This is a genomic window from Pontibacter rufus, assembly GCF_015694705.1.
GTDB classification, from domain to species: Bacteria; Bacteroidota; Bacteroidia; order Cytophagales; family Hymenobacteraceae; genus Pontibacter; species Pontibacter rufus.
Window position 1 is genome coordinate 252,963 of record NZ_JADQDR010000003.1, and the last position, 15,003, is coordinate 267,965.

Genomic DNA, 15,003 nt, shown 5'->3' on the forward strand with positions numbered 1-15,003 from the left:
TTGATATGATTTTAGATGTTAGACCTTTCATATAGACAACAAAAGTCTAACGTCTACCTTCTAGCGTCTAACTTCTCAGTAAACCATGAAAATAATCACCTACAATGTAAACGGCATCCGTGCCGCGCTTACCAAAGGATTTTCCGGCTGGCTCACTGCTGCCAACCCGGACGTGCTGTGCCTGCAGGAGATAAAAGCCGACGAATCAAAGTTCGACAAAGAACTTTTTGAGCAATTGGGCTACCATGTATACCTGCACCCGGCCATAAAAAAAGGCTATAGCGGTGTAGCCATACTTAGCAAACACAAACCCAGACATGTAGAAACCGGCTGCGGCATAACCTGCTACGACAACGAAGGCCGCGTGCTGCGCGCTGATTTTAACGATTATTCGGTAATGAGCGTGTACATGCCCTCCGGCTCCAGTGGCGAAGAGCGGCAAAGCTTTAAATTTCAGTGGATGGATGATTTTCATGGTTACGTCAGCGACCTGAAGCAAACATTGCCGGGGCTCATCATCAGCGGCGACTATAACATCTGCCACCAGCCCATCGATATCCACAACCCGAAATCCAACGCCAACAGCTCCGGTTTTTTGCCGGAGGAGCGCAACTGGATGACGAAGTTTGTCGGCAGCGGCTTTATCGATTCGTTCCGGCATTTTAACGCGGAGCCGCACAACTATACCTGGTGGAGTTACCGGGCCGGGGCACGCAACAAAAATCTAGGCTGGCGTATTGATTATAACATGGCCACCGAAAACCTGCGCCATCGCCTGAAACGCGCGGCCATACTTACCGAAGCCAAGCACTCTGACCATTGCCCGGTATTGCTGGAAGTGGAGTAGGGGGTGGACCTTAAGTATAAAGGAGAAAACCCGTTGGTGCGAGCTTGTAGCTCGTACCTTCATCTACAGAAAAGTACGAGCTGCAAGCTCGCACCAGCAAAGTAATCTCACTGCCGGAGTAGAAGAAAGGGTTGTTTCTAATTACTTTTCTTAAGAACTGCTGTTTCAGGCATCTTTGTTTGCATGCTGTATGGTATTTACGGCACAGGGATGTCCCCGACAGATGATTCCCAGACATGGTTTTCCGTTAGAACAACCAGTATAACTTAGAATGAAAGCAGCTTAATCTATTTTATGTTTATAACCTTGCAAAATTTAGTTATACTTTAGCGGCAGCACCACGAACTTTTCGTACTATAGAACAGGCTGTTAGCGTTTAGTAATTAAACAGCAACTATAGCTGTCATGCGATAAACCCGGAGGAAGGAGCCAGACATGAAACATAACGATGCACTTGACCAGTTGCTGCATCAGTTGCAGGCGTTTAAACGCAAATTTTACCGAAACATGCTGCTGCGCGGCGGCATCTTTGCCATTGGCCTGCTGCTGTCGGTTTACATTGCGTACAGCTTGCTGGAGTACATGTTTTACTTTCCGGAGTACGTGCGCGCGTTCCTGCTTTTCTCTTTTGTGGCAGTGGTGGTGTATGTTTTTGTGCGCTGGATTATACTGCCTGTCTCAGCCCTGGCCAACCTGCGGAAACTGCTCACCGACGAACAGGCGGCGCAGCGCGTAGGCTCCCATTATCCTGATATCCATGACAAATTACTGAATGCTATTCAGCTAAAGAACCTCGACCGCACAAATGAACTGATTGCAGCAAGTATAGAACAACGCACAGGTCAGCTCATCACTTTCCGGTTTGCGGATGCTGTTACTTACCGCGAAAACACACCGCTACTGAAGTACGTGGCACTGCCTGCGCTGGTAGCCCTGCTTATTGCCTTGATCTATCCCACCATATTTGTACAGGGCACCGAGCGCATCATCCATTACAAGACGCACTACACGCCTCAGGCTCCTTTTGATTTTGTAGTGCAAAGCAATCCGCTGCAAACCTACCGTGGCGAAGATTTTGAACTGAAAGTAAATATCACGGGTGAGGCCGTGCCAAACGAAGTATACATCAACTACAACGGCCGCCGCCAGAAGCTCAGCCAAAACGCTGACGGCGCTTATACTTATACTTTTAAGCAACTGCAAAAGCCTGTGGATTTTCAGTTGGAAGGTTCCGGGTTCTTTTCTGACGCTTATACTTTGGCTTTGCTTTCGCGGCCTAACCTCAGGGATTTTGAGATGCAGGTAACTTACCCTGCCTACCTGAAGCGCAAGCCGGAGCAGGTGCAAAACACCGGAAATGCTAATGTGCCTGAAGGCAGCACCATCACCTGGAACTTCTCGGCAACCGAAACAGATAGTATAAAATTGAATTTTGAAGCACCTGCACAACATATAATAGTAATAGCCGAAAAAGAAGGCAACCGCTTTAGCGCCAGCAAGCAGTTTAACCAGAGCCAGGACTACAGCATCAAACTCCGCAACGCGCACAGCAGTAACAAAGAGCCCATCATCTACCAGATTACCACCATTCCGGACCGAAGCCCGCAGATAAGTATAGAGCAGTTTCAGGATACGGCGCTTTATACTTTCCTGGTACTCGGTGGCGATGTGTCGGATGATTACGGGCTCACGCGCCTAGCACTACACTACCGCCTCAGCAACGACAAAAATCCGCAGGCTAAGTATAAAACGCAGGCACTGGCGCTGAATCCGCAGCAGGTGAGCCAGACATATTATTACCAGTGGAATACTGCTGCCCTAAACATGCAGCCCGGCGACAAGCTGGAATATTTTGTACAGGTATGGGACAACGATGGCCTGCATGGACCGAAAAGCGCGCGTACCCGCACCTTCGAATTAAAAGTGCCGGACAAGCGCGAACTGCAGAAAGAACTGAACAGTGATGCACAATCAGTTTCAAGCCAGCTGAGCCAGACGCTGAACCAGGCCAATCAACTGCAGAAAGAGCTGGCCAAATCAGAGGACAAGATGAAGACGAAGCGCGACCTGAACTGGCAGGACAAAAAGCAGTTGGAAAATCTGATGGAGAAGAAGAAGCAGTTGGAGCAGGATCTATCATCCATGAAAGATATGTTTGATCAGCTTAGCAAAAAGCAGAACATGCTCAGCGAACCCAACAAGCAACTGGCCGAGAAAGCGCAGCAACTGCAGAAACTGATGAATGACTTGCTCGATCCTGAAACCAAAAAGCTCTACGAAGAACTGGAGAAACTGCTGCAGCAGCAACAGCCCAACGACACCGAAATGCAGAAGCTGCTTAGTAAGCTCGATAACCGCGAAAAAAACCTGGAACGCGAGATAGAGCGGGCACTGGAGCTCTTTAAGCAGCTGCAGTTTGAGCAGAAGCTGGATAATATCTCGGAGAAGCTGAATGAGATGGCCAAAGACGAAAAGCAGCTCGCCGACAAAACCGCGCAAAAGCAGGAAGAAAACCAACAACTGCAGGAAGAACAGAAAGAATTGCAGCAGGATTTTGAGGACGTGAAAAAGCAGATGGACGAACTCAAAGACCTCAACCAGAAGTTGGAAAACCCCAACAGCATGGACGAACAGCAACAGCAGCAGGACCAGCAAAGTATAGAGCAGCAAATGGAACAAAGCCAGGAGCAGTTGCAGAAGGACCAGAACAAGAAAGCAAGCGAATCGCAGCAGCAGGCAGGGGAGAAGATGGAGAAGATGGCGCAGAAAATGCAGGAGATGAAAAGCAGTATGAGTATGGCCGGCATGCAGCAGAACCTCGACAACCTGCGCGACATCCTCGAAAACCTCATCACGCTGTCCTTCGACCAGGAAGACCTGATGAAGCAGTTCCGTACCGTAAACCAAAGCGACCCGCGCTTCATTACGCTTTCGCAGCAGCAGCTTAACCTGAAGGATAACGCCAAAGTAATTGAAGATAGCCTGTTTGCACTTTCTAAAAAGGTGTTCCAGATTCAGTCGTTCGTAACCCGCGAAGTGGCCGCCATGAACCAGAGCATGGACAACAGCATGAAGGAACTCAGCGACCGTAATATTCCGAAGGCAAACGTGCAGCAGCAACTGGCCATGACAAGTATGAACAACCTGGCACTGATGCTGAACGATGCACTGAAGCAAATGCAGCAAGCCATGCAGCAAATGCAGGGCAGTATGGCCGGCAAACAGAAAGGTGCCAAGCCAAAGCCCGGTGGATTGGGCGAATTGCAGCAGCAATTGAACCAAAAAATCGAAGATTTAAAAAAAGGAGGCAAAACAGGCAAGGCGCTTTCTGAAGAATTAGCTAAATTAGCTGCCGAGCAGGAAGCTCTTCGCAATGCAATGCAGGAGATGGAAAAGCAAGGCCAAAAACCCGGTGAAAACGGTGAAAACGGCCAAATGGGAAATATCAGTAAGATGATGGAACAAAGCGAAACCGATCTCGTTAACAAACGTTTGACCGAGCAAACCATCATGCGGCAGCGTGAAATACTGACGCGTTTGCTGGAGGCAGAGAAGGCAGCAAAGCAGCGGGAATTGGATAACAAACGGGAGGCAAAGTCAGCGCAGGAGATAGCGCGTAAAGTTCCGCCATCTTTTGAAAAGTATTTAAAAGCAAAAGAGAAGCAAACTGAATTACTCAAAACCATTCCGCCTGCTTTGTCGCCGTACTATAAGCAGAAGGTAAACGCATATTTTCAGAATATTAGTAATAATTAAGCAACCATAGTTTCACTTAACGATTAATATGAATCAGGTTAAAATTCAGATTCCTTCCCTAATCGAAAACATCAGAGTAGTAGAAAGCTTTATCGACAATTCCAGAGAAGAATTCGAGTTTGAAGATGACATTTATGGCAACATTATGGTTGCTGTTACAGAGTCAGTAAATAACGCTATCCGCCACGGGAACAAGTTTGACAAAGACAAAAACGTATTTCTTACCCTACAGGTAGAAGACAATAAACTTCTGTTTGAGGTAGAAGATGAAGGGCCGGGTTTTGATTATGAGCACCTGCCTGATCCAACCGCTCCTGAAAACCTGGAGAGCCCCGGCGGGCGCGGCATCTTTCTGATGCGTAATCTCTGCGATGAAGTTAATTTTGCAGCAAGCGGCAAAAAGGTACAACTGATATTTAATATCTCTACCTCCCAAAATGGATTATCCAATTGAGTTTTTTAGTGAGGAAATCGATTTCAGCCTAAAAGAACCTGAGCAGGTTGCAGATTGGATCGCTACAGTTATCAAACAGCATGGGCAGGAACTGGGCAGCCTTACTTATATTTTCTGCTCTGATGATTACCTCCACAAAATGAACGTGGAGTACCTCGCCCACGATACGCTTACAGACATCATCACCTTCAATACTGCCGATGAAGACGGCATTATTGAAGGTGATGTTTTTATAAGCATAGACCGCGTGCGCGACAATGCATCTGACGCCGGCACTTCTTTTATAGACGAACTGCACCGGGTTATCATACATGGTGTACTTCACCTGCTGGGTTTTAAAGATAAGTCTGAACACGACGAGGCACTTATGCGCAAAGAAGAGGATTCTTCGTTATCTTTGCGAAAGTTTTAACCTCATACGGAATTACAAACCTCCGTATCATGTTTCACGTGAAACATCTTTAATAACCAGATCCATGTTTCCAGAATACGATATTATAGTTGTAGGAGCCGGGCACGCCGGCTGTGAAGCCGCTGCCGCTGCTGCCAAAATGGGTTCTAAGGTACTGCTGGCAACAATGAACATGAACACTATCGCGCAGATGTCGTGTAACCCGGCTATGGGTGGTGTGGCAAAAGGCCAGATAGTACGTGAAGTTGATGCGCTAGGTGGTATGAGCGGCATCATTACCGACAAGACCATGATCCAGTTTCGCATGCTCAATAAGTCCAAAGGTCCTGCCATGTGGAGCCCGCGTGCGCAAAGTGACCGAATGCGCTTCGCCGAAGCCTGGCGCCTGATCCTGGAACAAACCGAGAACATAGACTTCTGGCAGGACATGGTAACAGGCATTATGGTAGAGGGCGGTAAAGCCGCCGGCATCCGTACAAGCCTGGGGATAACCATACCTGGGAAAGCCGTTGTTTTAACCAATGGCACCTTTCTGAATGGTATTATCCACATCGGGGAGAAGCAACTGGGAGGTGGCCGCGCCGCAGAAAAAGCAGCAAAAGGCATTACGGAACAACTGGTAGAACTAGGATTCGAAGCAGGCCGCATGAAGACCGGAACGCCACCACGCGTAGATGGCCGAAGCTTGGATTACTCTCGTATGGAAGAACAGTATGGCGACGAGAACCCATCCAAATTCTCTTACACCGATACTGAGCCCTTAAAAACACAGCGCAGCTGCTATATCACTTACACTAATCCGGAAGTGCATGAAATCCTGAAAACTGGATTTGAGAAATCGCCTATGTTTCAGGGCCGCATTCAGGGATTGGGGCCACGTTACTGCCCAAGTATAGAAGATAAAATTAACCGCTTTGCTGATCGTGACCGCCACCAGATTTTTGTGGAGCCGGAAGGATGGAGCACGGTAGAAGTATACGTAAACGGCTTTTCGAGCTCTTTGCCGGAAGACGTGCAACTGAAAGCGCTTCGTAAGATAGTTGGTTTTGAAAAGGCCAAAATGTTCCGGCCGGGTTATGCTATCGAGTATGATTTCTTTCCGCCTACACAACTGAACCTGACGCTGGAAACAAAGCTGGTGGCCAACCTATACTTTGCCGGACAGATAAACGGCACAACCGGTTATGAAGAAGCCGCCTGCCAGGGACTGATGGCAGGCATCAATGCGCATAACAAAGTCAACGACAAGGCGCCGTTTGTACTCAAGCGCTCTGAAGCTTACATCGGCGTGCTGATAGACGACCTGGTAAACAAAGGTACCAACGAGCCGTACCGCATGTTCACCTCACGCGCCGAGCACCGCATTTTGCTACGCCAGGACAATGCCGATATCCGCCTGACAAAGCTCGGTTATGACCTGGGCCTGGCAGACGAAAGCAGGTTAAAAGCTGTGGATAAGAAGATCCGCGAAACAGCCGAAATCATTGCCTATCTGAATAATAAGCCTCTTGAGCCCGGAGATATCAACAGCATGCTGGAAGAACTCGGCTCCGCACCAATCTCAGAAAAGCAGCGTGCCGGCCAGCTCATCAAGCGCCCGAATATCGAGATTGAACACCTGGCTGCAGCAGTGCCATCCATTGGAGAGTACCTCAGCAAGTTTCAGAAGAATAGTGTAGAGCAGGCAGGCATCGCCGTGAAGTATGAAAGCTATATTGAAAAAGAGCACATGATGGCCGGCAAGATGAGCGAGCTCGAAAACTATAGTATAAAAGAGAAAATAGATTATCGTAACATACCTGCTTTATCAGCAGAGGCAAAAGAAAAACTGCTGAAGATAAACCCCGAAACAATCGGGCAGGCTTCCAGAATCAGCGGTGTAACGCCGGCTGATATTTCAGTATTAATGGTATACCTCGGAAAATAAATGACCTACGAAAGACTGGAATATTGCCCGGTATGCGGCAAAGGCGAGTTCAAAAACTTTTTAGTGGTTGCGGATAATGCTGTATCAAAAGAGAGCTTCGTGATTGTGGAATGTGAGAACTGCCATTTTAAGTTTACCAACCCACGACCTGATGCCGAAAGTATCGGAGCTTATTATGAATCAGAAGATTATATCTCGCACAGCAATACCAAAGACGGGCTTATCAACAAGGCGTATCATGTGGTACGCTCCATCACAACCAAACAAAAGGTAGAGCTCATCAACAAGTATGTTCCCGCCAAAGGCAATGTGCTGGATTATGGCTGCGGTACCGGCGTATTTCTGACGGCCTGCAAAAAGGATGGCTGGGAGGTGAGAGGCGTAGAACCAAACGAAAAGGCGAGACAAATTGCCGCTGCAGATACAGGTGAGATAATTGCCACTGACCTGCAGGACATTGAAGGCGAGAAGTATGACATCATTACACTCTGGCATGTGCTGGAACACATCCATACTTTAAACGAAACCATAGACCAGCTCATTGACTGCCTGCAGGACGATGGCACGCTGATAATAGCTGTTCCGAACGCCGACTCGCATGATGCGCAGCAGTATAAGGAAAACTGGGCCGCTTACGATGTACCCCGTCACCTGTACCACTTTACGCAGGTTACCATGAAGCGCTTTCTGAAGAAGCACAGGATGAACCTGGAAGAGGTGCTGCCAATGAAGTTTGACGCTTACTACGTTAGTATGCTCAGCGAAAAACACAAACAAGGCAAAGCCAGCATGCTCACAAGCGTAATGAACGGGTATAAATCAAACAGCCACGCAGAAAAAAACGGCAACGATTACTCAAGCCTTATCTTTGTAGCGAAAAAGAAGTAAAGAATCTGAAGTATAAAGCAGAGAAGGCAAGCGAAAGTTTGCCTCTTTTGTTTTAGCAAGAACCCCGAAAATGAAGATATACTCCCTACTTTTAACAGCCGCAGCAGCCCTGGGCATTTGTTCCTGTGCCAGTATCAGCAGCCCCGACGGCGGGCCCAAAGATCTGGCCGCCCCCATTCTGGTGAGCAGCAGCCCCAAAAGCCAGCAACTAAATGTAACAGGCAAAACCATAAGCCTCACCTTTAATGAGTTGATACAGGCAAAGAACCTGACACGTGAATTGTTAATTACCCCGAATACCGGTAACAAGTACGAAGTTAAAACTGATAAAGAAACGATTACGCTGGAGTTTGAAGAGCCGCTGCAGGAGAACACCACCTATACTTTAAACTTCAGGGAAGGCCTGACTGATATTACGGAAAGCAACGTAGCACAAGGCTTGAAGCTGGCCTTTAGTACGGGTACCTTTATCGACTCCAGCAAAGTGGCCGGAACAGTAGTGGAGTTGCTGACTCAGGAGCCGGAAATAGGAGCTATTGTAGCATTATATCCCGCTGCCGATACGCTTAACATTAGAGAGGATTTACCTTATTACCAGGCGCAGGCAGACTCATCAGGCAGCTTCTTTTTTGAGAATATAAAAGAGGGAGATTACCGCATGTACGCGTTGATAGATAAGAACAAAAACTCTAAGTATGATAATGAGAATGAGAAAATAGGCTATTTGTCCACAACCGTTCATGTTTCGCCAACCACCGAACCAGTAAAGCTTCAGACCGTCCGGATTGATACAAAGAAGCCTATCCTGCTCCGCCGCGAGAACTATACCGACCGCTTCATAGCCAACTACAACGAGGGCATCCAAACCTTTAGCGCCCGTCCTCTGGAGCAGCCAACTGACAGTATTTATTTTAAACCGGGTATAGACGGCAAAGCATTTCAGCTGTTTAAAACGCAGACCTTTGCTGGTGGAAAAGCAATTCTATCAGCTGTTGATACGGCGGGCAATATGGCCATAGATACACTGCAGATAGAATTTACAGGCAAGCGCGCGCAGTTAATAAAAGGTGCACAGCTAAAAGTTACCAACAAAAGCGATGGCGATTACAGCGCCGGGCAAACAGTAACAATAGAGCTTGAAACACCGGTGAATATAACGGGCACAGAACCGATAAGTATAATGGCTGACTCGGTGCTGCTGCAGAAACTGAAGTACCCGGAGGAGATTACCCTGGATCCCTCAAAAACAGAACTGCGCTTTCAACTGCCTGCTATCAAATCCAACAACAGACAACTGAGCTTATTATTAGACAGCACAGCAATAGTTCCGCTGCAGGGAGAAGCTTTGAAGTTTAAAGCCTTGCCCATTGCTATATCAGAAACAAGCGGCACAGGTAGTATAAAGGGAATGGTAAATACAGAAGAAACTTCCTTTATCGTTCAGCTGCTGAACATGGATTATGTGCCTATAGCCGAAATAGCTAATAAGAAGAAATTTGCTTTCCCTAAGCTGGAGCCGGGGCAGTATCGCATCCGGGTGTTGGTCGACGAAAACAAGAACGGGAGCTGGGATAAACCCGATCCGGAACTAAAAAAACCCATGGAGCAGGTATATTTCTATCCGCAGCCCATTGATGTAAGAGCCAACTGGGATGTAGAAGATATCAAGCTAGAATTCTAAAATCGCTTAATCAGCAAAGTAAAGGGAGACCAGTTTGGTCTCCCTTTTTTATTGCGAGCTGTTACGGTATTAGGCAAAGGAAGGCAGCGCAGAAGTGCTGGCCACGCCATGTTGCTTATAAACGTAAAGCCAATACCACCGCAATTATTGCCACAGCTGATTTATACTTAATAATTACATCACGTCGCCTATACTTTAATTTGGTAAAATAAACTGCAGAAGAGCATTATAAGGGAAGACAACACGTAAGCACACGCAAATTCTCCTGGCATAAACCTAAACCGGAGCAATGTGTAAATGCCCAAACGTCTTATACATTCAGACCTACGCTGTTTCCTTTGCAAAAACTTGCTCTCAAACATTTACACTCAAGCCATCAACTGCTCTGCCACAAGCCGGATTTCTCTGGTGTGTAAAATAAGTGCCTGATTACACTGCCGGAATAAACAGGAAAAGAAAAATCATTTCGCACGTAAAAAGAAGCGCTGGCCTGAATAAGTGTAGAAAACCTGCCCATTATTTAGATAAAAGAAACAGATAAGAGAAATCCACAAAGGCGTGGGTATAACTGTGGATAAGCGTGGGTAATCAGGCGGATAATTTACACACCTGACCGGAGGCAATAGGCGAAATGCCCGTGGAACATCAAAAAAGTGGACAAAGGTGTACAAATGAGCTGCCTGGAACAGGCTTTCCACGCGTATGTAAACCGTGTATAAAGAAATACACATTAAATTATAAAAAGTGGAAAAGTAGCTTAAAGATTTGACAGCTAAATTAATAAACAAAAAGAGCCTGTGGAACACTTGGTGAAAAACAAAAGGAATGTAAACAAGTTGTATACTTTACACAAAATTGAGTATAGTTATACACTTATTAACACACATAACAATGAAAGAAAGATTCTTTAAAGAATTTAATTAAATAAAATTATTAGAGGTTGATGAATGTGGAAAGCGCATGGAAAGACAAAAATGTAAAAGGAAAAGCCATCAGTTACACAGATCAATCACCAGAAAAAAAGTATATTTAAAGGCAAGGCCTGAAAAGATTATAAAAAATGAAGCTACTGTTAGAATTGCACATGCCCTTTGAAGAGCCGGTAATGATTTTTACACTGGTACTCCTGATAATACTGATAGTGCCAACCATACTGGGCAGATTAAGAATTCCGGGCATAGTCGGCCTGATTGTAGCCGGCGTAATTGTTGGCCCGAATGGATTTGATCTTTTATCAAGGGAAGGAAGTATAGAGTTGCTCGGTACGGTAGGCATTTTATACATCATGTTTCTGGCAGGGCTGGAGATTGATATGATCGATTTTAAAAAGTATAAAACCAGAAGCCTTATTTTCGGAGCTTTAACATTTCTGATTCCTTTTACTGCAGGCACCCTGGTTTTTCATTATATACTAGGTTATAGTGTGGCCCCGGCAATACTGCTGGGAAGTATGATGGCGCCACACACATTGTTAGCTTACCCGATTATTAGCAAGCTGGGCTTGAGTAAAAATGAGGCCGTTACCATAACGATAGGCGGAACACTGGTAACAGATGTAGCCGTGCTGCTGGTTTTATCCATTATCACCAATTCTGCCGGTGGCAATTCGGGGCCAGGCATTTGGATAAAGATGGCTGTGGAGATGGCCGTATTTGTGGCTATCGTGATATGGCTGTTCCCGAAAATATCAAAGTGGATGTTTAAGCAGTTGGAGAGCGAGAAAGGAACGCAGTACATCTATGTGCTAACCGTGGTTTTTGCAGCGGCAGTTATTTCAGAGCTGGCCGGTATGGAGGCTATTATCGGGGCGTTTCTGGCCGGGCTGGCACTAAATACATTGATACCACACACCTCACCCCTGATGAACCGGATAGAGTTTGTAGGGAATAATATATTCATCCCTTTCTTTTTGATCAGCACAGGTATGCTGGTAGATGTAAGGGTGTTGTTTACGGATACAACTGCATTGATAATAGCAGGAACTATTGTTATACTGGCGCCTGCAGCCAAATACACGGCGGCCTTTGTAGCACAAAAGTTATTCGGGTTTACCGTGCTGCAGCGGCACCTGATGTTTGGCCTGAGTAGCGCACATGCCGCAACCACGCTGGCCGTAGTGTTGGCTGGATATGAGATAGGTATAATAGGGGAAAGTGCGCTGAACGGCGCCGTAGGCCTGATACTGGCATCAAGCCTGGTGAGCTCGCTGACAACTGAGAAGGTAGGGCGGAAACTGGCCATAGTAGAAAAAAGACGCAAGCCCGAAGTAAGTGAGAAGCCGGACAGAATTCTGGTCCCCATAGCCAACCCGAAAACGATCGAAAACTTGGTCGATTTATCGATTATGCTAAAAAATCCGGATTACCATGAGCCAATTTACCCGCTGGCAGTGGTGATAGAAAACAACAATGCAGAAGAAGAGATTTACAAGAAGAACAAAATGCTGCAGGAAGCTATAAAACATGCCTCCGCCACCGACAGCGATGTGCAGCTGGTTTCTAAAATCGACATCAACATTTCAAGCGGTATTCTCAGGGCAATAAAGGAGCTGATGATAACGGAGGTAGTGCTGGGCTGGAATGCGAAAATAACAACGCGCGACCGGATTTTCGGAACGGTGCTGGACAACCTGCTGGACAATACGGAACAGATGATCCTGGTGTGCAGAATTATACAGCCACTGAATACAACCGGCAGGCTGGTGGTGATTGTGCCCACCAATGCAGAGTTGGAGCGGGGCTTTCTGCGCTGGTTAAGATCGGTGAAACTGCTTTCGCAGCAGTTGGGTGCAAAAATTGTGTTCAGGGCGCGCAAAAGAACGCTTAACCAACTCAAGATCGCTATCAGCAAGTCAAAACCAACAGTAGATGCGGAGTTTCATCCATACGCTAACTTAAACGAGTTCGCTTCAATGAAATCGGAACTGGGGGCTGACGATATGGTAATTGTAGTATCGGCCAGGAAAGGAACCGTATCTTACAATAATAACCTGGATTATGTGCCGCGCGTTCTGTCCAGGGACTATAAAGAAAATAGTTTCATTGTTATTTACCCAGAGCAGTATCCGGTGTACCAGAGTATACAGGTAAAATCAGGAGAAATGGAAGAGGTAAACGAAGGAGAATCGGAGCAGAATGTATAGTTTAGGTTCTGTTGCCGGATAGCCGCGGGAAGGATGAGAATGGAAAAGCAAAAGCAGTGTAACTATTGATGCTGCTGTGTAATCTGGAGGTTAAAACCCTTAGAACCAAACATAATTAACACGAAAGTATAAATCCGGAAAAAATAATTCATGTATCTTTGCACAAAAACAACTTACGATTTATCATGATCAACAAGGACATCAGGTTGGGTAAGGGGCTTGGTAAAATCAAGTTTGGCCTGACAATGAAAGAAGTAGAGGCCCTCGTAGGAGAGCCTGAGGAAATAGAAGAATCAGAGGAGGAGGATGATTTTGAGCATGAGGCCTGGAACTACTGGGAAGAAGGTTACTCCTTATACTTCGATAAAGAAGACGATTACCGCCTGAGCTGCATCGAAACAGCTAACCGTGAAGTACAGCTGTGGGGTGAACGTATTTTTGAAATGAGCCCGAACCAAATCCTGCAGCTCTTCGCCGATAACGACATGAACGATCCGGAAGAAGAAGAAATGGAAGGTGGCGAAACACGCATTTCCTTCGAAAAGGAAATGATAGACCTCTACTTCGACGACGAACAACTGATAGCCGTAAACTTCGGTGTATTTATCGGGGATGATCTGGAAGTGAAATGGCCTGAGAAATAGAAAATAAAAATTATAAAATAACAGCCTGCATTGCACAGCAGCGCTAAGTATAAAAATAAAGGCCCGGTATTATACCGGGCCTTTATTTTTATACTTGCTACGCAAATCTGTTACTTAAACATAAAATCAATAATTTCCTGTTGCATGACCGGGTTGATGGCTACAGCCAGTATAACAGAAATAACCAAACCTATGGTTACAGACAGTATATCCTTCCCAATCAGCCGGAATGTTTTCACATATTTTTTGCTCTTGTCATGCGACTGAATGTGCATGCCCAGTTCGCGACCAGCCAGCAAACCCACAAACACCCAGGTAGTACTCATGGGCAGGTTGTTAACTTCCTTAAAGTAATAAAGTATAACAGCATACACCAGGTCGATAATGGCGGCGCTGCGTACATCACGTACCTCTGATTTTTCGCTGATGATGTGCTGAATTTTCTCGCCGCGCATGAAAAACAGGAATCCTAAAAGGATAAAGATAAAGCCCGCAAAAACAGCAAACTGGATGATACTGAGGTGCCGGGGCAGGTAAACGGCCACGTTAGCCAAATCCTGTGCAAGCCAGATATACCATAAAAAGCCGCTGATAAGCCATTGCGCAACTGTCCAGGAGATATGAGCTTTGCCTTTAATAAAACGTTTGATGACCTTGGTAAGCAACAGGTAAATAATCAAAGCAGACACAAAGGCTACAGCATATCCTGAGAGGCTTTTCCCAATCATCCCGAAAATAGTGCCGGAAGAAGCGGTAAACACGTTAAGCAACATAAACGTGGTAGAAACAGGGATCCTGAACCTTGTAAGGAGCAGCAGCACAATCGGAGAGGCCAGTTGCAGGTATACAAAGCTTTCTGGTGCCTCGTCTAAACCCGGTGTAGACAGCCTCTGATAAGACACATCCCCATTAAATACGTACCAGCTGTACGCAACAGTGCCGAGGAAAATCAGCCCCATAAACAGCCATTGCCAGTACCATTCTTTGTCTTCGTTGGCAACAATAAATGTTCCGATGGTCTGGATGCTGTCGTTGGCGATGGCAGAATAGGCGGCAAAAGCAAATCCAACCCACATCGCAATAGAAGGGTATGGATAAACAACTCCTGCCAGAATAAAAGAAAAAGCAATGAAGTACAGAAACTTCTTCTCTTTCTGGATAACAACGTCAACCAGGCTGAACCGCTTTGTGAACTTATGCGGCTGAACCGGTACCACATGTTTCGCTTTTTTTGCTTTGGCCATTTTAAAAG

General features: G+C 46.2%; 10 protein-coding genes. 9 read left to right on the forward strand and 1 reads right to left on the reverse strand.

The genetic code is table 11. From position 1 onward, the window contains the following. Positions 1-85: 85 nt before the first annotated feature. The 9 genes from I2I11_RS07280 (at position 86) to I2I11_RS07320 (ending at position 13,751) form a co-directional block, all read left to right on the forward strand. Positions 86-847, forward strand: coding sequence for an exodeoxyribonuclease III (locus I2I11_RS07280; protein ID WP_196267022.1), 762 nt, complete (start codon positions 86-88; stop codon positions 845-847). Between the two features lie 435 nt (positions 848-1,282). Next, entirely contained in the window at positions 1,283-4,603 is a 3,321-nt protein-coding gene (locus tag I2I11_RS07285) for a DUF4175 family protein (RefSeq protein ID WP_196267023.1), read from the forward strand. 28 nt (positions 4,604-4,631) lie between these two features. Further along, positions 4,632-5,057, forward strand: coding sequence for an ATP-binding protein (locus I2I11_RS07290; RefSeq protein ID WP_196267024.1), 426 nt, complete (start codon positions 4,632-4,634; stop codon positions 5,055-5,057). Beyond that, on the forward strand, positions 5,041-5,469 hold the full coding sequence (gene ybeY / locus I2I11_RS07295) for an rRNA maturation RNase YbeY (RefSeq protein ID WP_196267025.1): 429 nt from the start codon (positions 5,041-5,043) through the stop codon (positions 5,467-5,469). Before I2I11_RS07290 ends, ybeY begins: the two co-directional genes overlap by 17 nt. Positions 5,470-5,533: 64 nt before the next feature. Next, complete coding sequence (mnmG, locus tag I2I11_RS07300) at positions 5,534-7,396, forward strand: tRNA uridine-5-carboxymethylaminomethyl(34) synthesis enzyme MnmG (protein WP_196267026.1); 1,863 nt, start codon at positions 5,534-5,536, stop codon at positions 7,394-7,396. Then, positions 7,397-8,284 carry a class I SAM-dependent methyltransferase gene (locus tag I2I11_RS07305; RefSeq protein ID WP_196267027.1) on the forward strand — a complete coding sequence of 296 codons (888 nt, stop codon included), beginning with the start codon at positions 7,397-7,399 and terminating at the stop codon, positions 8,282-8,284. Between the two features lie 70 nt (positions 8,285-8,354). Then, complete coding sequence (locus I2I11_RS07310) at positions 8,355-9,965, forward strand: Ig-like domain-containing domain (RefSeq protein WP_196267028.1); 1,611 nt, start codon at positions 8,355-8,357, stop codon at positions 9,963-9,965. 1,060 nt (positions 9,966-11,025) lie between these two features. Next, positions 11,026-13,107 carry a cation:proton antiporter gene (locus I2I11_RS07315; protein WP_230679957.1) on the forward strand — a complete coding sequence of 694 codons (2,082 nt, stop codon included), beginning with the start codon at positions 11,026-11,028 and terminating at the stop codon, positions 13,105-13,107. A gap of 185 nt (positions 13,108-13,292) precedes the next feature. Next, the gene (locus I2I11_RS07320; protein ID WP_196267029.1) at positions 13,293-13,751 is read left to right on the forward strand and encodes a hypothetical protein; all 459 of its coding nucleotides are present in this window, start codon (positions 13,293-13,295) and stop codon (positions 13,749-13,751) included. 110 nt (positions 13,752-13,861) lie between these two features. Here I2I11_RS07320 and I2I11_RS07325 read toward each other — a convergent pair whose 3' ends face one another. Beyond that, positions 13,862-14,995: a hypothetical protein gene (locus I2I11_RS07325; protein WP_196267030.1), complete on the reverse strand. Its 1,134-nt coding sequence runs from the start codon at positions 14,993-14,995 to the stop codon at positions 13,862-13,864. Positions 14,996-15,003: the final 8 nt, after the last annotated feature.

Bases quoted from the DNA above. Each gene is read 5' to 3' on its own strand.
- I2I11_RS07320 (WP_196267029.1), top strand. From the start codon at position 13,293: ATGATCAACAAGGACATCAGGTTGGGTAAGGGGCTTGGTAAAATCAAG.
- I2I11_RS07325 (WP_196267030.1), bottom strand. From the start codon at position 14,995: ATGGCCAAAGCAAAAAAAGCGAAACATGTGGTACCGGTTCAGCCGCAT.
- I2I11_RS07280 (WP_196267022.1), top strand. From the start codon at position 86: ATGAAAATAATCACCTACAATGTAAACGGCATCCGTGCCGCGCTTACC.
- I2I11_RS07315 (WP_230679957.1), top strand. From the start codon at position 11,026: ATGAAGCTACTGTTAGAATTGCACATGCCCTTTGAAGAGCCGGTAATG.
- I2I11_RS07310 (WP_196267028.1), top strand. From the start codon at position 8,355: ATGAAGATATACTCCCTACTTTTAACAGCCGCAGCAGCCCTGGGCATT.
- mnmG (WP_196267026.1), top strand. From the start codon at position 5,534: ATGTTTCCAGAATACGATATTATAGTTGTAGGAGCCGGGCACGCCGGC.
- I2I11_RS07285 (WP_196267023.1), top strand. From the start codon at position 1,283: ATGAAACATAACGATGCACTTGACCAGTTGCTGCATCAGTTGCAGGCG.
- ybeY (WP_196267025.1), top strand. From the start codon at position 5,041: ATGGATTATCCAATTGAGTTTTTTAGTGAGGAAATCGATTTCAGCCTA.
- I2I11_RS07290 (WP_196267024.1), top strand. From the start codon at position 4,632: ATGAATCAGGTTAAAATTCAGATTCCTTCCCTAATCGAAAACATCAGA.
- I2I11_RS07305 (WP_196267027.1), top strand. From the start codon at position 7,397: ATGACCTACGAAAGACTGGAATATTGCCCGGTATGCGGCAAAGGCGAG.